Origin of the sequence: Streptomyces sp. NPDC004667 (genome assembly GCF_040609475.1) — a bacterium.
Classification (GTDB): domain Bacteria; phylum Actinomycetota; class Actinomycetes; order Streptomycetales; family Streptomycetaceae; genus Streptomyces.
Map to the genome: position 1 here is coordinate 1 of NZ_JBEXKC010000107.1, position 19,652 is coordinate 19,652.

A 19,652-nucleotide genomic window follows, 5' to 3' on the forward strand; every position below is an offset into this window, starting at 1 on the left:
GGCGAAGCCGGGATCCGAGCGCCGCGGCCGGCCGCGCTGCCGCCCACGCCCGGCCCAGCCGGCTCGCGGCCCTGTTCCACGACCTCCTGACCCGCGAACACGGGGTCAAGGTCACCGTCCGCAAGGCGGCCGCCCGGCTCACCGCCCGTCACCTGTCCCCGGCGGCCGCCGTCCGGCTCCTGTCAACGGTGGGGCGCACCCCCGGCATCCATCCGGACGTGCGCGTCACGGTGCTCGGTCTGGCCCCGGCGCTGCTGCCCGCCGAGGAGATGTGGGGCCTGCTGGAATCGGCGGTCGGCGACGGGCCCGATGCCGCCCGGCGCGCCCTCACGGAAGTCGACCCGACGGAGCTGCCCGCGGCCGACCGGCCCCGGTACGGCGAGCTCCTCGCCCGGCTGCCCTTCGTCGCAGAGGGGCAGGCGCCCGATCTCGCCCTGTCCGTGCTCGCTGACTGGGCGCGGTACGCGCCCGCGGCCGGCACGGCGCTGGCGGACGTCTACACCGACCCCGCCTCCCCCCTGAGGCCGTGGCGGGCGAGGTCCGCGCTGATGGACCTGGCCCGCTCCGGACTGCCCCACCCGATCGGCGGGGTGGAGCCCGGGAGCCTCCTGCTCGATGTCGTGGACCGGCTGCTGGTCCTCATCGCGGCCGGGGAACCGCAGGGCGGTGGGCGCGAGGACGATCTGCCGGCACGCCGTCGCCTGGAAGCCCTCGTCGGCTCGGCGGCCGGGGACCACGGGATGTGCGCGGCCCTGGCCCGGCGGCTGGGGGGCGATCCGGCGGTGGCCGTCGCCCGTACCTCCCTGCTGGTACGGGCGGTCGACCCGGAAGCCGACGCCGCCGGGCTGCGGCGCTCGCTCGGTGAGCTGACGGCCGTGGTCGAGGGCCGCCCCGTTCTCGCGTTCCGGGTGGCCGGGGACCTTGAGGAGGCACACCGGTACGGGCCTCCGCTCGCCGATCCCGCCGCGGCCCTGGCCGCGGTCCGTGACCTGAGCGGGGACGGCGATCTCGTGCGGGGCCTCCTCGCCGTCGGCCTCGCCACGGCCCTCGGAGCCCGCCAGGGATGGCCGGACGCCTGCCGCTCCGCCGTCGTCGGACTGCGCCGTCACCCGGAGCGGGAGGTCCGGGAGGCCGCGTACGCCATCGTCCTGGGCGGAAGCTGAGCCCGTACGGGGGCGCGCCGGACGGCAGGACCGTGACGATCGTGATCCGGACGCAGAGCGGCGGCTCCGGCGACCGGACACCGCGCGGGTTCGGCCGGCCGGGGTGGCGGACGGCCCGGACACGGCGCGGTGCGCCACCGCGGGCGGCCCGAGCGGGGACGCTCGGCCGACAGGTCCGCGCGACTCGCAGGAAGGGTGGCCCATGCCCGGCGTTCGACCCCCTCTCGGAGCGGACGTACGCGCCTTCGCGGTCACGGCGGCCGCAGGATGCCTGGTCGGGCTGGTGGGCGGCAGCTTCCGCTGGTGCCTGGAACGGGCCGACGCGCTCCGCCGCGTGCTGCTGGCAGCCGCCGCGGGGCTCGGAGCGGCCGAAGTGCTCGTCCCGATCGCCCTGACCGCGTCGGGCGCGCTGGTCGCCCACCTCATCGCCCGGCGGGTCCCCCACGCGGCCGGCAGCGGCATCCAGCACGTGGAAGCGGTGTGGCGGCAGGAGAGCGACACGCACCCCTGGAGACTGCTTCCCGCGAAGTTCGTCGGCGGCCTCATCGCGATCGGATCCGGCCTGGTCCTGGGGCGGGAGGGCCCGACCGTCCACATGGGCGCCGCCATCGGGGTCCTGGCCGGCCGGCACGGCAGGCTCGGGCCCGAGGACGCCCGGATGCTGCACACCGCGCTCGGCGGGGCGGGCCTGGCCGCCGCGTTCTCGGCCCCGCTGGGCGGGCTGCTGTTCGTCTGCGAGGAGGTGACCCGTTCGTTCCGCCCCCGTCTGGTGCTGTTGACCCTGCTCGGGACGGTCGCCGCCGTGAGCTGTACCCGGCTGATCGTGGGCGACGCCCCCGCCTTCCTCCTGCCGGACCTCGCGAGCCCGCCCCTGTGGACGCTGCCGGTGTTCCTGCTGTTCGGCGCGACCGCCGGGGCCCTCGGCGCCGCATACGCCCACCTGGTCGTCGGAACGCTGGAGCTGTGCGACCGGATGACGCGGGTACCGGTGCCGCTGCGGGCAGCCGGAATCGGCGCCGTGGTCGGCGCGCTGATGGCCGCGGACCCGCTGCTGGCCGGCGGCGGGGACGCGCTGACGGGGCGTCTGCTGGGCGCGGCGGGCCCGGGGGTGACGGCACTGGCGGTCTACCTCGCCGTCCGGTTCGTCGCGGGCCCGCTGAGCTACGCGGCCGCGACCCCCGGCGGGCTCTTCGCCCCGCTCCTCGCCCTCGGCGCCCTGTGGGGGACGCTGGTCCACGTGCTCGCCGCGCTCGTGCTGCCCTCCCCCGCGCCGGGCCCGGCCGCGTTCGCCGTGGTGGGCATGGCCGCCCTGTTCACCGGAGTCGTCCGCGCACCGGTCACCGCCATCGTCCTGGTCGCGGAGATGACGGGCGCCTTCTCGCTGTGGCTGCCGCTGCTGGTCGCGTGCTTCGCGGCGACGGTCACCGCCGACCACCTGGAGAGCGAGCCGATCTACGACAGCCTCCGCCGCAGGATGCTCCAGCGTCCCTGACGGGCCGGAGCGCGGCGGTGCCTCCGGGCGGCTGCTCAGCCCGCTTCCCGTTCCGTCGCCCGCGACACCAGTTTCCGCAGCGCGGAGTCCGACGTCATCAGCTTCAGCGGGGGCAGGCCGGCGATCGCGCGGTCCAGCCAGGCCGTGTCCGCGAGCCGGTGGATCTCGCCCTCGGCGACCAGGTCGGACAGGAGGGCTTGGAGGAAGACCACATCGGCGACGGGATACCAGTGCGGATGGCGGTCGAAGAAGATCTGGCGGTCCTCGTACGGGTGCCGCACGGTCATGTGCAGATAGCCGCCCCGCTTCCCCTGCAAGGGGCCGCGCAGGCCGGCGAGCATTCCGAGCAGGGTGACCTGCTCGGCACTGGCGGGGTACTTGGCGCCGACGACGACGCCCATCCCGAGCATGATCCTCGACCAGGGGATCAACTCCGTCGAGGAATCACGCGCGTGGGCGCACATGCCTTCCTCACGGAACTCCACCCAGGCTCCGCCACCCGGCCGCCCGGGATCGCCGAGTATCCAACGGCCGTCCACCCGCACCAGTGGACCCAAGGATCGAACCGTGTCAGCCATGACTCGATTTGATCAGACGCGCCCGGGGAAGCCGATCGATTTCGGCCATCCGTTCACGGACTCCCGGCCCGCGACCCGGCACGGGGTCGGGGTCCGGGTCGGGGTCCGGGTCGGGGTCCGGGTCGGCCTGGGCCCTCACCCGTTCTCCGGGGCCTCCAGGTAGGTCCGGTAGGCGCGCGCCACGTTGTGCAGGTAGGCCAGGGCTCCCTGCCGTTCGGTGTCGCTGAGCCCGTCGGACGCCTTGAACAGCACGTCCAGCAGGGGGGCGAGCTCACCCATGACGTGCCGGAAGCCGCTGTCGGTGACGTCCAGGACCTGACGGCGCCCGTCATGGGGGTGCGGTGCCCGGCTCATGTGCCCTTCGGAGACGAGCCGGTTGACCGACTGGGTACCGGCGGCGGTGGTCACACCCAGCCTGCGTGCCAGTTCGGCCGGCCCGATCGGCTCTCCCGCCCCTTTGGCGAGCATCACGTGCTCCACCGCCTCGACGTTCGTCAGCGGCATCTCCAGGCGCTCCGCCAGGACCCCGCGGGCGAGCTGCGTCAAGGTCAGCACCTCGCGCAGCGCCTGCGCGAGGCCGTCCGGCTCCGGCATCCCCTCGGGCCGCCCCTGCCCCGCACTCGTGCGGGCCGGCTCGTCACGTGGCTGGTGTTGCGTCATGGCGTCAAGTCTGTCACGGTGAAATTAGCTAAGTTACTTAACTACCCAGTGAGGGTGCGCCACCGTGTCCCGAACCGTCCCGGACCGTCAGCCGACCCGTTCCGCCCCCGGCGCCGGTCCACTCCGCAGCCCCCGGGCGTACGCCTGGCTCGTCCTCCTGCTCACCGTCGCCGGCCTGGCGGCTGCGTTCGCCCTGGGGCCTTCCGGGGCGGCCACCACGGACTCGGGCGGCGGCGCGCTGCCCGCCTCGTCGCAGTCGGCCCGGGTCGCGGAGATCGTCAAGACCTTCCCGTCCGGCGCGGTGGCGCCCGCGGTCGTCGTCTACAGCAACGCCGACGGTGCTCCCCTGACCTCCGCCCAGCGCGCGGAAATCGGCCGACGGGCCCCGCGTCTCGGCGCCCTGGGCCTCGCCCCCGAGGCCGCGCGCCCCGAAGTGACGAAGGACAAGGTCGCCGCGATCCCGGTGCTGCTCGCCACCGACGCCGGCGAGCGGCAGAACACCGCGCGGATCGAGGAGATCCGCGCCACCGCCTCCGAGGGCATCGCCGCCCCCCTGCGGGCCCAGGTCACCGGCGGACCCGCCTTCCGGGCCGACATCGCGGCCGTCTTCGAGGGAGCCGACACCACCCTCCTGATCGCCACGGCCTCCGTCGTCGCCGTCCTGCTCCTGATCACCTACCGCAGCCCCGTACTGTGGCTGGTCCCCCTGCTCGTGGTGGCCTGCGCCGACCGGTTCGCCGCGGGCCTGGTGGGGGCGCTCGCCCCGCACACGGGCATCGAGGTGGACGCCTCGTCCGCCGGGATCATGTCCGTGCTCGTCTTCGGAGCCGGAACCAACTACGCACTGCTGCTGGTCTCCCGCTACCGCGACGAACTCCACCTCACCCCCGACCGGTTCACCGCCATGGCCCGTGCCCGGCGCGGCACCGCCCCCTCCGTCCTCGCCAGCGGCACCACCGTCGTCCTGAGCCTGCTGACCCTGCTGGCCGCCGAACTCACCGGCAACCGCGGCCTGGGATTCGCCGGCGCCGTCGGCATCCTCGTCGCCATGGCCTTCGCCCTCCTGGTCCTGCCCGCGGCACTGGTCCTGCCGGGACGGTGGCTGTTCTGGCCGCTGGTCCCCGGGCCGGGCGAGCCCCGGGCCGTGGACCGCGGCGGCGTCTGGTCGCGCATCGGCACCGCCGTCTCCCGGCGCCCCGCCCTCGTCGCGCTCGCCGGGACCGCGGTCCTCGTGGCCCTCGCCTCCGGCGGCCTCGGCCTGCACACCGGCCTGGCCCAGGCGGACTCCTTCCGCAAGACGCCCGAGGCCGTCCTCGGTCAGCGCACGCTGGCCACCGTCCGGCCCGCCGGCGCGGGCGAGCCGCTCACCCTGATCTCCTCCCCCGCCGCCGCCGACGAGGTCCTGGAGGCGGCGCGGCGCACCCCCGGCGTCGCGGACGTCACCGCCACGGAACGCACGGCCCGGTACGCCCGCGCCGAAGCGGTCCTGGCCGCCGCACCCGGCACCCCGGCCTCCGACGACACCATCCAGGCACTGCGCACGCGTCTCGCCGGGATTCCCGGGGCCGACGCTCTCGTCGGCGGCACCACCGCCGGGAACCACGACGTGGAGCGGGCCACCGCGCACGACACGCGCGTGGTCGTCCCGCTCGTCCTGGCCATCGTCTTCCTCGTCCTCGCCGCACTGCTGCGCTCCCTGGTGGCCCCGGTCCTCCTGGTGGCCACCGTCATCGGGTCCTACTTCGCCGCGCTGGGAGCGGGCCGGATCGTCTTCGGCGCCGTCTACGGCTTCCCCGCGCTGGACAGCACCGTCCCGTTGCTGTCCTTCCTGTTCCTCGTCGCCCTCGGCGTCGACTACAACATCTTCCTGATCGCCCGTGCCCGCGAGGAGACCCTCTCCGGGCACCCCACCCGCACGGCGGTCCTGCGCGCCCTGACCGTCACCGGCGGCGTGATCACCAGCGCCGGCGTCCTGCTCGCCTCCGTCTTCGCGGTCCTCGGGGTCCTCCCGCTGATCACCCTGACCCAGATCGGTGTCATCGTGGGCATCGGAGTGCTGCTCGACACCCTCCTGGTCCGTACGGTGCTCGTCCCCGCGCTCGTCCTGCTGACCGGCAGCCGCTTCTGGTGGCCCGGACGCCCCGAAGCCGTCCGGGCGCACCCCGAAGGAGGAAGACCATGACCGATCCGCACGAGCCGGCCCCGCGGTGGACCACCGCCCCCGACGGCGGGCGTCCCGACGGCACCACCTGTACCCACCTCGACCGGGACCTCCTGCCCGCCGATCGCGGCGCGGAGCGGGGCTGCGCCGCCTGTCTGGCGCTCGGAGCGCCCTGGCACCGGCTGCTGCGCTGCCTGACCTGCGGAGAGGTGGGCTGCTGCGACAGTTCACCCGGCCGGCACGCCCACGCGCACGCGCAGTCCTCGTCCCACCCGATCGCCGAGTCGTACGGGAGCGGGGAGGACTGGGCCTGGTGCTACCTCGACCACCTCTACCTCGTCCCGGCCGCACCGCCCGGCGGCGGGCCGGTGCATCCACCGTCCCGGCCGCGGGCGAAGCGGAGGGAGAGAGGTGATCGCAGTGACCAAGCCCCGCCGTGACGAGACGGCGCCCCGATGAGCACCGCGCACTGGCTGTTCGGCGACCAGCTCGGCCCCCATTTCCTCACCCCCGGCGAGCAGGGTCCCGGCGGGCACGGGCCCGGCCGGAACGCGCCGGTCGTCATCATCGAGGCCCGCTCGGTGTTCCGCCGACGCCGCGTCCACCGGGCCAAGGCCCACCTCGTGCTCTCCGCGATGCGCCACCGGGCCGCCGAACTCGGCGACCGGGTCACGTACGTGCGCGCCGAAACCTACCGGGAGGGGCTGCGCGAGGCCGTCGGGAACGGCCCCGTGAGCGTTCACCACCCGACCTCGTACGCCGCCCTGCGCCTGGTCCGCTCCCTGCCGGGGGTGCGGGTGCTGCCGGCCCGCGGCTTCCTGCTGCCGCACGAGGCATTCGGGGCCTGGGCCGCCGGACGCGGCGGAGCCCGTCTGCGGCAGGAGGACTTCTACCACTGGATCCGCCGCGAACTCGACGTCCTCATGGACGGCGGCGGCCCGGCCGGCGGGGCCTGGAACCACGACCGGGCCAACCGCGAACCCCCGCCCGCGGGGGCCCGTGTGCTGGGCGCGCCCGCGCCGTACCGTCCCCGCGAGGACGACATCGACGAGCGGGTGCGGGCCGATCTGGACCGCTGGGAGCGCGAGGACGGCATCGCCTTCGTCGGCCGTGACGGGCCGCGCCGTTTCCCCGCCTCCCGCCGTGAGGCCCTCGCCGCCCTGCGCAGGTTCACCGGGCACCGGCTCGCCGCTTTCGGCCCGTACGAGGACGCCGTGCTGGCGGCCGACCCGGTCATGAGCCACAGCCTGCTGTCGTCCTCCCTCAACCTCGGCCTGCTCGACCCCGCCGAATGCGTCACGGCGGCCGAGGAGGCCTGGCGCAGCGGCCGTGCCCCCATCAACAGCGTCGAGGGCTTCGTACGGCAGATCGCGGGCTGGCGCGAGTACGTGTGGCAGCTGTACTGGTACTTCGGCGACGACTACCGCGCGAGCAACGCCCTCGGGCACTCCGCGCCGCTGCCCGACTGGTTCCTCGCCCTCGACGCGGACGCCGTCACCGCCCGCTGCCTGGCGACCGTCCTCGCCCAGGTCCGCGACACGGGCTACACGCACCACATCCCGCGGCTGATGGTGCTGGGCAGCTTCGCCCTGCAACGCGGGCTGGATCCGCGCGAGGTCACCGACTGGTTCCACCGCTGCTTCGTCGACGGGTACGACTGGGTGATGCTCCCGAACGTCATCGGGATGTCCCAGTACGCCGACGGCGGCCGGATGACCACCAAGCCGTACACCTCGGGCGGCGCCTACCTCCACCGCATGAGCGACCTGTGCGCCGGCTGCGCCTACCGCCCCACGGACCGCACCGGCGAACGGGCCTGCCCGTACACCACCGGCTACTGGTCCTTCGCCCACCGCCACCGCGCCCTGCTCGCGGGCAACCCCCGCACCGCGCGCGCCGCGCACGCTCTGGAAAGGCTCGGGGACCTCGACGAGGTGCTGCGCACCGACGGGCGTTGGGACGAGGGCCCGCCCTGACCCGGCCGGGGTGCGCGGCCCGGGGGAGACGACCGGTGTGCCGCCGGGAGCGGGGCCGGCGACCCGACGTAGCGTCTCCCCCACGAGGGGACCGGGGGGCCGAGGAGAGGGTGATCGCGCATGGGGCGAGACGGACAGGGCCGTGGCGGCGCGGACGGCCGCGGGAAGCACGTGGTGGTGGTCGGTGCGGGCGCGGCGGGACTCGCCTGCACCGCCGACCTGCTCGCCTCGGGCGTCGGCGTGAGCCTGTTGGAGGCGGACGCTGCGGTCGGCGGGCGCATGCGCACCGACCGTGTCTCCGGCTTCGTCCTCGACCGCGGGTTCCAGGTGTTCAACACGTCCTACCCGCAGGTCAAACAGCGCATCGCCCTCAGACCGCTGCGCCTGCGGCCCTTCACCCCGGGCGTGCTCGTGCACACCGGCGGTGGGCGCCTGCTCCGGTTCACCGACCCCACCCGGCGCCCCGGCGAGAGCCGTGACCTGCTCCCGGGCCGGCTGGCATCGGCCCGCGACCTGACCGCACTCGGTGTCCTGACGGCGCGGGACGCGCTCCTCGCGCCCCGCCGACTGCGGGCGCGCCCCGAGCGGACCACCCTGACCGCGCTGGCCGACGCGGGGTTCTCCGCCGACCTGGTCGAGTCCTTCTTCCGGCCCTTCCTGTCCGGTGTGTTCCTGGAGGACGAGCTGGAGACCTCCTCCCGCTTCTTCCACTTCGTGTGGCGCAGCATGCTCCGGGGCACCCTGTGCCTGCCGGCCGACGGGATCGGCGCGGTGCCCGCCCAGCTCGCCGACGGCCTCCCCGCCGGTGTGCTGAGCCGCGGGACCGCGGTCGCCCGCCTCGCCGAGGACGGTGACGGTGTGGTCCTGGCCGACGGCACGCGGCGCCGGGCCGACGCGGTCGTCGTGGCCACCGGCCAGTCGGCGGCGGCCGGGCTGCTGCCCGGACTCACCGTCCCCGCCGGACGTACCGTCACCACCCTCTACCACGCGGCCGCCCGCTCCCCCCTGCACGAGCCCACCCTGCTCGTCGACACCCGGCGCCGGTTCCTCAACACCTGCGTGCTCAGCGAGGTCCACCCCGGCTACGCCCCCGACGGCCGGGCCCTGATCTCCACCTCCGTCCTCGGGGCTCCCGGCGCCGCGCAGGAGGCGGCGGTCCGGGCCGCGCTCGCGGAGGCGTACGACACCGACACCGACGCCTGGGAGTCGGTGCACCGCTGCACCGTCCGGGACGCGCTGCCCGCCATGCCCCCGCCGCTGCCCCTGACCAGGACGACCCGCTTCGGCCCCGGCCGGTACGTCTGCGGCGACCACCGGGCGACCGGTTCCCTCCAGGGCGCGCTGGCCTCGGGGGCCCGGGCGGCCCGGGAGGTCCTGGCCGACCTCGGCGGCCGATGATCAAGGTCGGGTTGTCAATGCCGGACACGACAAGGAGCGGCGGCATTTCCGTGTGACGCAGTGTCATGAACGCCCGTCCGGACGGTGGATACGCTCGTCGACGACGGGCGGCCGGAGCAGGCCCGGTCCGAGGGCCCGGCCGGTGACCCGCGGCACGGTCGTCCGTCATCATCCCGGACGAGGGGACGGGCCGCCCGAGCACGGTCGCGGACGCGCACGCACTCCTCGTCCCCCGCCCCGGACGGAACGGACCCCTCGTGAGCCTTCGTCAGATCGAGCCCAAGCAGCGCGGACTCCTCATCGTCAATTCCCACCCGGAGGGCGCCGCGCGGAGCGTGCGCCGCACGTGGGACGCCATCCCGCCGCGTGCCGACGGCCGCAGGCCGGTCGTGCTCGTCCTCGGGCACTCGGCCGGCTACGGACTCGCCACCCTCCTCACGGGAATGCGCCGGCACGGCATCCGCGGCATCGGCGTCGCCTTCGAGGCGCCCGACAACGGGCGCCGCACCGCCACCGCCGGCTGGTACCGCACCGCGGCCGCCGCCCGACTCGCCGCGGACGGCGGTCACGACATCCGGTTCGTGAACGCCGACGCCTTCTCCACCGGGGCCAAGACCCGGATCTGCGACCTCCTGGAGGAGCACTACGGGCCGGTCGACCACCTCGTCTACAGCCTCGCGGCGCCCCGGCGCACCGACCCGGTCACCGGTACCGTGCACCACTCCGTGATCAAACCGCTCGGTGCCGCGTACGAGGCACCCGCGCTGGACTTCTCCGGCCCCGAACCGCAGGTCGCACGGGCCCGGATCGAACCCGGCACCGACGAGGAGACCCGCGCGACCGAGGCCGTGATGGGCGGGGACGACTGGCACCTGTGGATCGACGCGCTGGCCGCCCATGGCCTGCTCGCCGAGAAGTTCACCACCGTCGCCCTGACGTACGTGGGCTCCGAGGTCACCGCGCCCGTGTACCGGCAGGGCACCATCGGCGCGGCCAAGGAGCATCTGGAGCGGACCGCCCGCGACCTGAACGCCTCTCCCCCGCTGAAGGAGAAGGACGGCCGCGCCTTCACCGTCGTGGCCGGCGCCGCCGTCACCCAGGCCTCCAGCGCCATCCCCTCCATCGCCCTGTACACCGCCTTCCTGCGGACCGTCCTCGGCGAGGACGGCTTCCGCACCACCGCCGAGCAAGCCGCCGACCTGTGGGACCAGCTCGAAGGCGACACCCCGCTCGTCCTCGACGAGCAGGGCCGGATCCGCCTCGACGGCTGGGAACTCGACGACCGGGTGCAGGAGCGCGTCCGCGCGCTCTGGGCCGACCCCGAGCGGGGCCTCGCCGAATCCCGGTTCGGGGCCGACTGGTTCATGGAGCAGGTACGGGAGTTGTACGGCTGGGGCGTCGACGGCGTCGCCTACGACCGGCCGGTCGAGACCGACGTGCCCTGGCCGCCCCGGTAGCGCGGCCGGGCGTTCGGCACGGCCCGGGAGCCAGGGCCGATTGTCAGTGGCGGGTGCGAAGGTGAGGACATCGAAACGCGATCAGGGGGAGCGGACATGTCCGGAAACCAGAACTACATCAACCACGTCGCCCTCGTGCTGGACGCCAGCTCGTCCATGTCACACATGCGCGGCAAGGTGATCGAGGTGGCCGACCAGCAGATCGCCTACCTGGCCCGCCGGTCGCAGGAACTGGACCAGGAAACCCGCGTCACGGTGTACGTGTTCGCGGACACCGTGCAGTGCGTCATCTACGACAAGGACGTGCTGCGGATGCCGTCCCTGAAGCAGCTGTACCGGGTGGGGGGAATGACGGCCCTGCTGGCGGCCGCCCTGAAGTCGCAGCGCGAACTGGCGCAGACGGCCCAGCTGTACGGCGACCACAGCTTCCTGACGTTCGTGCTGACCGACGGTCAGGAGAACGCGAGCCACCGCTGCCCGGACGCGCCCGGCAGCGATCCGCGCGCGCTGGTGCGGGCCGTGGCCGAGATGATCGCGGAGCAGGAGGACAACTGGACCCTGGCCGTCCTGGTGCCCGACCAGATGGGCAAGCGGGAGGCCATGCAGTACGGCTTCCCCAAGGAGAACATCGCCATCTGGGACGCCACCAGCACACAGGGCCTGGAGGAGGCCGGGCAGGTCATCCGGGAGGCCACCGAGAAGTTCATGGTCGGCCGCACCAAGGGCATCCGGGGATCGCGCGCCGTGTTCTCCATGGGTGCGGAGGCCGTCAACAAGGACACCATCAAGGCGGCCGGACTCACCCCGGTGGACCCGGGTCAGTACCGGCTGCTCCCGGTGGACCGGGACGCGGCGATCCGGGAGTGGGTCATCGAATCCGGACACACGTACCGCACCGGCGGCGCCTTCTACCAGCTCAGCAAGTCGGAGAAGATCCAGGCACGGAAGCAGATCGCGGTGCTGGAGAAGAAGACCGACCGGGTGTACGCCGGGCCGGAGGCCCGCGCCCTGCTGGGCCTGCCCGGCACGGAAGTCCGCGTCAAGCCGGACCACAACGACGAGTTCACGATATTCGTACAGAGCACCAGCGTGAACCGGAAGCTCGTCCCGCAGACCCGGCTCCTGCTCATGGGCTGATGCCCGGCGATGCCCTGCGGCCGCCACGACGCGGACGGGCAGGTCGTGCCCGTCCGCGCGGTGACGGCACCGTGATCGGTCTCGCGGGGTGGTCGGACGGGGTCAGGCCCAGTACAGGAGGGCGACCCTGATGGGAAGGTCGTCCGGCCAGCCGGTGTCCACGCGGATCTCCACGCGTTCCCCGTCGAGCGGCACCACGTTGTGCACGGTCATGACCGCGCCTCCCATGAACGGCCTGTCGGTGGGCGGGTACACCTCCGCGACGGTGGCGAACACGCCGGTGTACGCCGATACTCCGGGCGCCTCCAGAAGCTGTTCGAAGACACCGTGGCCGCGAAGGTTGTAGTAGTAGCTGATCGGCTGCCAGTCCGCCCGCGCCTCGCCCCGACCGCCCCCGCTGGGTGCGATCGCCTTGTCGGACGCGGGGTTGCCGTTGCCGGTCGCGGGCTCACGGAGATTGGTCTGCGTCATGTCCGTTTCCCTTCGATGGGATGGGGATCCGCGCTCCTGAGGGGGATCTCCGGTTTCCCTTCCCATGGTGGGCCGGACCCGCGCCGCCGCGACCCCCTGAAGTGAGGGATGGACAGGCTCCCGTTCGGGGGTCAGCGGGTCAGGGCGGCGATGAGTTCGTCGCGGCCGTCGGCACCCGTCTTGCGGAACAGGGCCTTGAGGTGGTCGTTGACCGTGTACGGGGACAGGTCGAGGCGCCGGGCGATCTGCTTGACGGCTGCGCCCGTGCGCAGTTCACCGAGGGTGGCGCGCTCGCGCGGGGTGATCCCGTACCAGGCGCAGAACGACGGCATCACGAGGTCTCCGGCCGCCCCCTGGAGGACCAGGGCGACATCGCCGTCGGCGTCCGCGTCGAGCGGCTGGCCCTGGAAGGTCATCCAGCGCCCGCAGACGACGGGGGGCACGCACACCACCGGAACCCAGGCTCCGGCGTCATGCGCGCGGGAACGTGCGGCGAGGGAGAGCGCGACGAGGAACGCGTCGGGGATCCACTCCGGGAAGGCGTGCCCGCTCGGTGAGGACAGCCGGTCCAGCCATTCCCGTGCCTGGGGGCTGACCGCCCTGATGGTGTGGTCGGGGCCCACCGTGACCACCCCGGCGGGAAGCGCGGGGGCCACGGGGAAGAGGGGGCCCTCTGTCACGTAGCGACGCAGGGCGGTGACGAGGGCCGGGCCGACGCGGGCCGCCCGCTGGAGGTCTTCCCGGCCGAACGGGCAGGCACCGGCGCAGCGCAGCAGCCCGAGCGCTCCCCATACCCCGTGCCGGTCCTGGAGGAGGAGCCGCAGCTCGGAGCCCGCCCCGTTCGCGGTGAGGATCTCGCGCACCCGCGGGTCCGAGGGGCCGTCGCCCGCCGGTCCGACGACGGTGGCCGGGGTGGCCAGCCCGGCGAGCGCGGCGGGTCGGTAAGGGTCGCCGCCCCGGTAGCGGTGCATGACGATGTCGGTGACGAGCGAGGGGGCGTACTCGTGCCAGAAACTGAAGCTCCCGAGGCCGAGCCCCGTCGCCGGATCGGTGGCCACCAGGCTGAGCCCGTCGTGGGGCAGGAGGGGGGTGAGTACCCGGGATATCCCGGCCCCCCGCCCGCCGGGGCCCGCGTTCTGGCTCGCGGCGGCGTACAGATCACGCGCCAGCCGTCCCGTGTCGAAGAACGTGAGGGCCACAAGCTCCCATTATCCCGGCGGAAGCCGTCGGCCGCCCGCCCCTGCGGGCCCCGGCGGAGCCGGTTGCGCGGGCATGCGAAAACGCCCGGCGGGTGGTCCCGGCCGGGCGTTTTCGTGTGTCTGGGGTGCGCTGTGCACGGTCCGCCGGTGGTTTAGTACCAGTGGTTGTTCTGCCAGAAGTTCCAGGCGCCGACGGGGCTGCCGTAACGGGAGTTCATGTAGTCCAGACCCCACTTGATCTGGGTGGCCGGGTTGGACTTCCAGTCCGAGCCCGCCGAGGCCATCTTCGACGCCGGCAGGGCCTGGACCAGGCCGTAGGCACCCGAGGAGGCGTTCGTCGCGGTGAAGTCCCAGCCACTCTCGTGGGAGACGATCTTGTCGAAGGCCGCGAACTGAGCCGGGTCCTTGATCATCTGCTGCGCGATCGACTTGGCACTCATCGGAGCGGCCTGCGCCGGAACGGTGGCCAGCATCGAGCCGGCCACACCCAGGGCCAGGACGGTACCCGCGAGGGTCTTCTTCGAAGCGGCGATGCGGCGGATGACGGCGTTGGACACGGAGCAGACCTTCCGAAGGGGACAAGGACCATCGCGGGCACGCCGAAGACGTGCGTGAACCACTCACGCGAAGGAGAGGGGATCCTGGGCGGCGGGTGAAGCACCCGTGCCGCCCGGCGACCCACCCAGTTCTACCGACGCCCCGGCCACCTGGCAAAGACCCCGCCTACTACGGACCCTCGCAGGAGGGGACCCAACCACCCCGGCGAGGCCGGGAGGATCCGTGCAGGCCGGAGCTGCTCCCTGGCGGCGACACCGACCCTGCGGACCACTACTACCCCGGATCGTGTGTGACGTGGGCCCTATGGGCCGAGTCACCACGGGGACCCCCGAACCTCACCCGACGTGACCGCTCGTACCCGTGGCCCGTGCCGGGACGGAGCGTCGGCCCCGTGCCCGGGCCCCGCCCGTTCCGTACGCTGGGCGGCATGCGCATGCGCCCCACGCTGAGCTGGACACCGTCCGAGGACCTGCCCCCCGGCACCGAGGACCCACGTCCCGTCGCCGCCGCCCTGCGCGCGGGCGGGGTACTGGTACTGAGCGGAGCGGGACTGTCCACGGAGTCGGGCATCCCCGACTACCGCGGTGAAGGGGGGAGCCTGCGTCGGCACACCCCGATGACGTACCAGGCGTTCACCGGCTCCGCCCAGGCCCGGCGGCGGTACTGGGCGCGCAGTCATCTCGGCTGGCGCACGTTCGGCCGCGCCCGGCCGAACGCCGGGCACCGGGCCGTGGCGGCGTTCGGCCGGCAGGGGCTGCTCTCGGGGGTGATCACCCAGAACGTCGACGGCCTTCACCAGGCGGCCGGCAGCGAGGGCGTGGTGGAACTCCACGGCAGCCTGGGCCGGGTCGTCTGCCTTTCCTGTGGTGCCTCCGGGTCGCGCCGGGAACTCGCCGGACGGCTGGAGGAGGCCAATGCCGGCTTCGAGCCCGTCGCCGCCGCGATGAACCCGGACGGTGACGCCGACCTCACCGACGAACAGGTCGGGGACTTCCGGGTGGTGCCCTGCGCGGCGTGCGGCGGCGTCCTCAAGCCCGACGTCGTGTTCTTCGGCGAAACCGTGCCGCCGTCGCGCGTCGAGCACTGCCGCGCACTCGTCCGCGAGGCGACCTCGCTCCTCGTCCTGGGCTCCTCACTGACGGTGATGTCCGGCCTCCGGTTCGTCCGCCAGGCCGCCGAAGCCGGCAAGCCGGTGCTGATCGTCAACCGGGACCCGACGCGGGGCGACCGGCATGCGCTCCTCCGCGTCGGCCTCCCGTTGGGCGCCGCCCTCACGACCGTGGCCGACCTGCTTGACGTATCCCTCGACGGCCCGCCGACGTCCTGAGCGCCCGGCCGCGGGGCGGCCCCGCCGTGACCGCGCAGGGACCCGCCCCGATCCGGCGCCGAGTTGGCCGAATTCCCGCCGTGCCGCGTCCGAACCCCTACCGTGTACAGCAGTTGGCCTCGGGCCTGGCGAGGGGGATGCGGCGTGTCCACGTGGAACGGCATCGGTACGAAGTACCTGGGATTCAGCCACAGGCAGCCCGACGGCACCCACCACGCCACCGAGTGGTTCGTGATCAGCTACATGCCGGTCGTACCGCTGCGGCGGTACCGGCTGGTGGTGGGGACCACGCAGTACGCGCCGGGCGCCGTGGGAGGCGGCACGTCGACCACCGCCCATCGCGTCCTCGGACGTTCGCGGGTACGCGTACGTGACGTCCTGACCACCTACCTGATCTGGTGGGTGGCCGGTCCCGCCCTCGTCCTCGGTCCGTTCTTCCTGATGGCCCGGGTGGCCCCGGACGCCGGCCGGGGGTCGGCCTTCTGGAGCGCAGCGATCGTCATCGGCGCGCTGGTGTGGGTCGTGGGCCTGCCGCTGCTGCTCGTCTCCCGGTCCAGGCGGTGGCGCGGCCTGCCCTGAGCTTCACGGGGCACGGGCGCACACCGCCATGCGGCGCCTCCGGTACGCGGGTGGCCGGGTCAGGGCAGCCGGCAGTCGTGGAAGCGGGCGGAATGGATGTGCCCGAAGGCCGCCGGGAGTTGCGCGATGCCCCGTGCGGGAAGGACCGTCAGGCTCCGGCCCTTGTAACCGGGCTTGTCGTAGACGGTGACGCACCGGCCCCACAACGCACCGCCGGCCTTGCGGGTCGCGGCGCCGTTCCACACCGACGCCCCGTCGTTGAACCCCACGTAGGCAGTCGTCTCGGGAAAGCGCGGCATGTCCGTGGCCACGAGGCTGACCACGCCGGTGTACGCGGGACCGGTCCATCCGCACACCCAACCCGGCGAACAGTGCTCGCCGGGGGCGTCGGAGCCGCCGGCTCCGGCGCGGGCCTCGGGGGCGAGCGCGAGGACGAGGACGAGGAGGCCCGCACCGACCGCGGCGCGGGCCGCGGCGCTCCTCCTCCCGGCTCCCACGCGGCCCCGTCGGGTCACGGCTCCGGCCTGTGCGCTCACGAGGATCACCGCCGCTCTCCACTCGTCCGCCGGTCCGGCAAGGGGCTGCCGCCCGCTTCCATCGCACCTCCCCTCCAGGGAGATCGCACCTCGGGACGCGCGACGGCCGCAGCGGACCGCCCTCCGGCCCCGGCACCATTCCGTTGGTGGGGCCGGCACCACCACGGCTAGCATCCGACGGTGATCACGCCCGCAGACACATCCTTCCGCGACGCGGTGCGTCGAGCCGACGTCCGCCGGCTGTCCGGCCACATCGACGCACGGCTCTGCCCGCCGGCCGTCTTCGGGCATCTGGTCCGGCACGGGGACCCCGGCCTGCGGCATCTGGGGCTGATCCTGCTGGCCGAGCGCGTCGCCTCGGTCCGGGCGGACGACGCGGCCGCGATGGCCGAACTCGCGGAGCTGCTGCCGACGTCCGTGGAGGGCCCGCCCGAGGCGGCGCTCGTCCTGGCGCGGCTCTACGAACGACTGGGGCCGTATCTCCGGGAACCGCTCATACCCGCATGGCGTTCGGCCGGGCTGCCGGCGCGGGTGCGGATCGCCTGGCTGCGCGCCGAACTCCTCAACGATCCGACGGTGGTCCGGAAGGAGGCTCCGGGCGAACTGCTGTACCAGGCCGTGCGGGAGACGACCGTCACCGTCGCGCACCGGCCGGAGCGGCTCGTGGACGAGCTGGTGGACAGCGGTGACCCGGTGCTGCAGGCCGCGGCGCTGCGACTGGCCCGGCAGGGACTGCACGCCGGTCTGCTGGCCCCCGTACCGGTGCGCGGCCGGCTGATCGGCCTCCTCGGCGCGGGCAGCGCGGCCGTCGCCGCCGCCGCGCTGGAGGAACTCGGCGAACCGTGGGCCGCGTTGGCCCCCTTGCCGCTCGGGTGCCTGTCCCCCTTCCTGACGGCCGGCTCGGTGGTCGCACGGCCCTCGGCAGCCGACGCGGCGCTCACGGCCGCGGCCCGCCACGGGCACGCCGGGCTGCTGTGGCAGGTCATCGAGGATCCGGAGCTTCCGCCGGGGCTCCGCAGGCGCGGGACGGAGCTGCTCGGTGACCTGGCGGACCGCGCTGACATCGGCGCGTTGACGGCCGTCGCCGCACGCGACCCGTTGCTGTTGGGCGGGCCCGCGATGACCTGCCTGCGCGGGCTCCACCGGCGCGGGCACTTCGCCGGTGCCGAGCAGGTCCCGTCCGTCCTCGGCCTGGCACTGGCCGATCACACGATCGCGCCCGACGAGGTGGCGACGATCCTGTTCACCTGCCGGTCGGAGATGTTCCGCGCACTGGTGGACGCGCCCGCCGACGATCCGCTCTGGCCGCGGCGGATCGCACTGCTGGTCGCCCTGGCCGGACAGGGGGCGGAGGAACTTCCCATCGGTGACGCGATCACACGGGCGCTTGCCTCGGCCCCCGCCCCCGGTCCGTTCCTCGGCGCGATCCGGGCCTTGCGGCACACGGATGCCGAAGAAGCCGTGATCGCCCTCCTGCCGTCGGCGCCCGCCGCGGCCCTGGCCGCTCTGGAGGCCATCGGGGGGCATCGGACGGCGGCCGTACTGGGGCGCGGCCTCGGTCTCGCGGCGGACCCGGACCCGGCATCGGCCACCGCCCCCGCCGTCGGCCCCGCCGGCGCCCCCGAGCAGGGCGCGGGCGTGATCGCACCGCACCTGCGTGCCGTGCGCGACCGCGCCCTTGAGCTGCTGTGGCACCTGACCGAGGATCCGGCCCGGCGGCGCGCCGTCCTCGACCGTCTCGATCCCGCCGATCTGCCCCCGCGCATCGCCGTGGACCTCGGCGGCCCGGACGAGCGGGAACTTGCCCTCCTGAGTTCCCACCTGGACCCCGGCCGGCCGGTGGCCGCGCTGCTCAGGCTGGCCGCCCACGGCGGCGCCGGTACGCTGCCGGTCATCGCCGACCTGCTCCTGCGCGTCGTGGCCGAGCTGGCGGCATCCCACGAGCCGGGCGGAACCGTCCCGCGTTCCGACGGCGGCCGGCCCGCCGGGGAGCCCGTGGTGCCCCAGGAGGTCCTGGAGGCCGTGCACGGCCTGGGCCGTCGCCTCCACGCGCGGGGGCGGATCAGGCCCTCCTGCCTGCTCGACGCGGCCACCGCGGCGGAGGCCGGAAACGCGCTCGTCGCGACCACGGCGCTGGACCTGCTGGACCGGCCCGGACTGTCGGCCGGCGAGCAGGCGATCCTGCTCGAACTCCTGCTCCGTGCCCCCTACGCGGGCACCCGTGCGCGGGTGCACCGGCTGCTGCGGCACCGCGACCGGCACGTGCGCAAGCACGTGATCGCGCTGCTCGCCCGCGACGCCGCGGGGGACGACGCGCAGGCCCTGTCGGCGACCTTGATCTCACTGACCGCGGCCCAGGACGTCCAGACCGTACGGCAGGCGCTCCTGACGCTCGGTCACGCCCGTGCCCGCTGGGCCTCCACCGCGATCGCCGCATGCCTCGGCCATCCGAACATGAACGTCAAGAAGACCGCCGCCGAGGTCCTGGTCGGCGCGGGCACGCCCCTGGCCGTACCGGCGATGCTCCACTGGCTCGGGCGCCACGACAATCCGGGCCTGCGCGGCACGCTCGTCGAGGCGCTGCGCAGCGTCCTCGGCGATGCCTACGCGGCGACCGTCCTCGCCGCCGCCGAACACAGCGAGGACGCCCGGACCCGAGCACTGCTGCTGGAAGGCCTCGACCGTACGCTGTCGGCGCGCTCGGTCCTCGCGCTGGACGGCCAGTCGTCACGGGTCGCGCCGACGCTCCTCGCCCTGGTGGCGACCGGCCGGATCGCCCTCGCCTCCGGGACGGCCGGGGACCTGTCGACGGCCATGGCCCACCACGGGATCACCCCGCCCGCCGCAGCGCCGCCGACGGTGGACACCGGCGCGGAGCAGGACGTCAGGAGGCTGACGGAGCAGGGGTGGGACCCGTCCGTGGCGCTGCGCCTCGCGGCGGGGCCCGGGCCGGCGGACCC

General features: G+C 74.2%; 16 protein-coding genes and 1 pseudogene. 11 read left to right on the forward strand and 6 right to left on the reverse strand.

Annotation, left to right across the window (positions count from 1 at the left end; genetic code table 11):
• Window positions 1-1,163, forward strand: a pseudogene (locus ABZW32_RS34885) (hypothetical protein); the annotation flags it as partial.
• 202 nt (window positions 1,164-1,365) lie between these two features.
• A complete protein-coding gene (locus ABZW32_RS34890) occupies window positions 1,366-2,655 on the forward strand; it encodes a ClC family H(+)/Cl(-) exchange transporter (protein ID WP_356224088.1) in 1,290 nt (429 codons plus the stop codon).
• A gap of 35 nt (window positions 2,656-2,690) precedes the next feature.
• Here ABZW32_RS34890 and ABZW32_RS34895 read toward each other — a convergent pair whose 3' ends face one another.
• Both ABZW32_RS34895 and ABZW32_RS34900 read right to left on the reverse strand, forming a co-directional pair.
• A complete protein-coding gene (locus ABZW32_RS34895) occupies window positions 2,691-3,140 on the reverse strand; it encodes a hypothetical protein (protein WP_356224091.1) in 450 nt (149 codons plus the stop codon).
• A 228-nt stretch (window positions 3,141-3,368) separates the two neighbouring features.
• On the reverse strand, window positions 3,369-3,893 hold the full coding sequence (locus tag ABZW32_RS34900) for a MarR family winged helix-turn-helix transcriptional regulator (RefSeq protein ID WP_356224093.1): 525 nt from the start codon (window positions 3,891-3,893) through the stop codon (window positions 3,369-3,371).
• Window positions 3,894-3,957: 64 nt separating this feature from the next.
• On the opposite strand from ABZW32_RS34900, the gene ABZW32_RS34905 reads away from it, so the two are divergent.
• The 6 genes from ABZW32_RS34905 (at window position 3,958) to ABZW32_RS34930 (ending at window position 12,022) form a co-directional block, all read left to right on the forward strand.
• Window positions 3,958-6,075, forward strand: coding sequence for an MMPL family transporter (locus ABZW32_RS34905; protein ID WP_356224096.1), 2,118 nt, complete (start codon window positions 3,958-3,960; stop codon window positions 6,073-6,075).
• Window positions 6,072-6,494, forward strand: a complete 423-nt coding sequence (locus ABZW32_RS34910; RefSeq protein ID WP_356224098.1) for a UBP-type zinc finger domain-containing protein — start codon at window positions 6,072-6,074, stop codon at window positions 6,492-6,494. Before ABZW32_RS34905 ends, ABZW32_RS34910 begins: the two co-directional genes overlap by 4 nt.
• A gap of 15 nt (window positions 6,495-6,509) precedes the next feature.
• Window positions 6,510-8,030 (forward strand): cryptochrome/photolyase family protein, encoded by a 1,521-nt coding sequence (locus ABZW32_RS34915; protein ID WP_356224101.1) that lies wholly within the window; start codon window positions 6,510-6,512, stop codon window positions 8,028-8,030.
• A 120-nt stretch (window positions 8,031-8,150) separates the two neighbouring features.
• Window positions 8,151-9,428 (forward strand): NAD(P)/FAD-dependent oxidoreductase, encoded by a 1,278-nt coding sequence (locus ABZW32_RS34920; protein WP_356224103.1) that lies wholly within the window; start codon window positions 8,151-8,153, stop codon window positions 9,426-9,428.
• Window positions 9,429-9,685: 257 nt separating this feature from the next.
• The gene (locus ABZW32_RS34925; protein ID WP_356224105.1) at window positions 9,686-10,885 is read left to right on the forward strand and encodes an enoyl-[acyl-carrier-protein] reductase FabV; all 1,200 of its coding nucleotides are present in this window, start codon (window positions 9,686-9,688) and stop codon (window positions 10,883-10,885) included.
• A gap of 96 nt (window positions 10,886-10,981) precedes the next feature.
• On the forward strand, window positions 10,982-12,022 hold the full coding sequence (locus tag ABZW32_RS34930) for a vWA domain-containing protein (RefSeq protein WP_356224108.1): 1,041 nt from the start codon (window positions 10,982-10,984) through the stop codon (window positions 12,020-12,022).
• A 102-nt stretch (window positions 12,023-12,124) separates the two neighbouring features.
• On the opposite strand, the gene ABZW32_RS34935 is transcribed toward ABZW32_RS34930, so the two are convergent.
• From ABZW32_RS34935 to ABZW32_RS34945, 3 genes are all read right to left on the reverse strand, one after another.
• On the reverse strand, window positions 12,125-12,493 hold the full coding sequence (locus ABZW32_RS34935) for a hypothetical protein (RefSeq protein WP_356224110.1): 369 nt from the start codon (window positions 12,491-12,493) through the stop codon (window positions 12,125-12,127).
• Window positions 12,494-12,624: 131 nt separating this feature from the next.
• Window positions 12,625-13,692 (reverse strand): helix-turn-helix transcriptional regulator, encoded by a 1,068-nt coding sequence (locus ABZW32_RS34940; RefSeq protein WP_356224112.1) that lies wholly within the window; start codon window positions 13,690-13,692, stop codon window positions 12,625-12,627.
• Between the two features lie 152 nt (window positions 13,693-13,844).
• Complete coding sequence (locus ABZW32_RS34945) at window positions 13,845-14,249, reverse strand: transglycosylase SLT domain-containing protein (RefSeq protein ID WP_356224115.1); 405 nt, start codon at window positions 14,247-14,249, stop codon at window positions 13,845-13,847.
• A 428-nt stretch (window positions 14,250-14,677) separates the two neighbouring features.
• Here ABZW32_RS34945 and ABZW32_RS34950 point away from each other — a divergent pair, with 428 nt between their 5' ends.
• Window positions 14,678-15,577 carry an NAD-dependent protein deacetylase gene (locus ABZW32_RS34950; RefSeq protein ID WP_356224117.1) on the forward strand — a complete coding sequence of 300 codons (900 nt, stop codon included), beginning with the start codon at window positions 14,678-14,680 and terminating at the stop codon, window positions 15,575-15,577.
• 144 nt (window positions 15,578-15,721) lie between these two features.
• On the forward strand, window positions 15,722-16,156 hold the full coding sequence (locus ABZW32_RS34955; RefSeq protein WP_356224120.1) for a hypothetical protein: 435 nt from the start codon (window positions 15,722-15,724) through the stop codon (window positions 16,154-16,156).
• A 59-nt stretch (window positions 16,157-16,215) separates the two neighbouring features.
• On the opposite strand, the gene ABZW32_RS34960 is transcribed toward ABZW32_RS34955, so the two are convergent.
• Entirely contained in the window at window positions 16,216-16,701 is a 486-nt protein-coding gene (locus ABZW32_RS34960) for a peptidase inhibitor family I36 protein (RefSeq protein ID WP_356224121.1), read from the reverse strand.
• Between the two features lie 171 nt (window positions 16,702-16,872).
• Here ABZW32_RS34960 and ABZW32_RS34965 point away from each other — a divergent pair.
• Window positions 16,873-19,652: HEAT repeat domain-containing protein (locus tag ABZW32_RS34965; protein WP_356224124.1), on the forward strand; the 2,780-nt coding region annotated here is incomplete at its 3' end.

Excerpts from the sequence above, each read along its gene's own strand:
- ABZW32_RS34930 (WP_356224108.1), top strand. The coding sequence starts at position 10,982 with ATGTCCGGAAACCAGAACTACATCAACCACGTCGCCCTCGTGCTGGAC.
- ABZW32_RS34950 (WP_356224117.1), top strand. The coding sequence starts at position 14,678 with ATGCGCATGCGCCCCACGCTGAGCTGGACACCGTCCGAGGACCTGCCC.
- ABZW32_RS34900 (WP_356224093.1), bottom strand. The coding sequence starts at position 3,893 with ATGACGCAACACCAGCCACGTGACGAGCCGGCCCGCACGAGTGCGGGG.
- ABZW32_RS34935 (WP_356224110.1), bottom strand. The coding sequence starts at position 12,493 with ATGACGCAGACCAATCTCCGTGAGCCCGCGACCGGCAACGGCAACCCC.
- ABZW32_RS34910 (WP_356224098.1), top strand. The coding sequence starts at position 6,072 with ATGACCGATCCGCACGAGCCGGCCCCGCGGTGGACCACCGCCCCCGAC.
- ABZW32_RS34915 (WP_356224101.1), top strand. The coding sequence starts at position 6,510 with ATGAGCACCGCGCACTGGCTGTTCGGCGACCAGCTCGGCCCCCATTTC.
- ABZW32_RS34890 (WP_356224088.1), top strand. The coding sequence starts at position 1,366 with ATGCCCGGCGTTCGACCCCCTCTCGGAGCGGACGTACGCGCCTTCGCG.
- ABZW32_RS34920 (WP_356224103.1), top strand. The coding sequence starts at position 8,151 with ATGGGGCGAGACGGACAGGGCCGTGGCGGCGCGGACGGCCGCGGGAAG.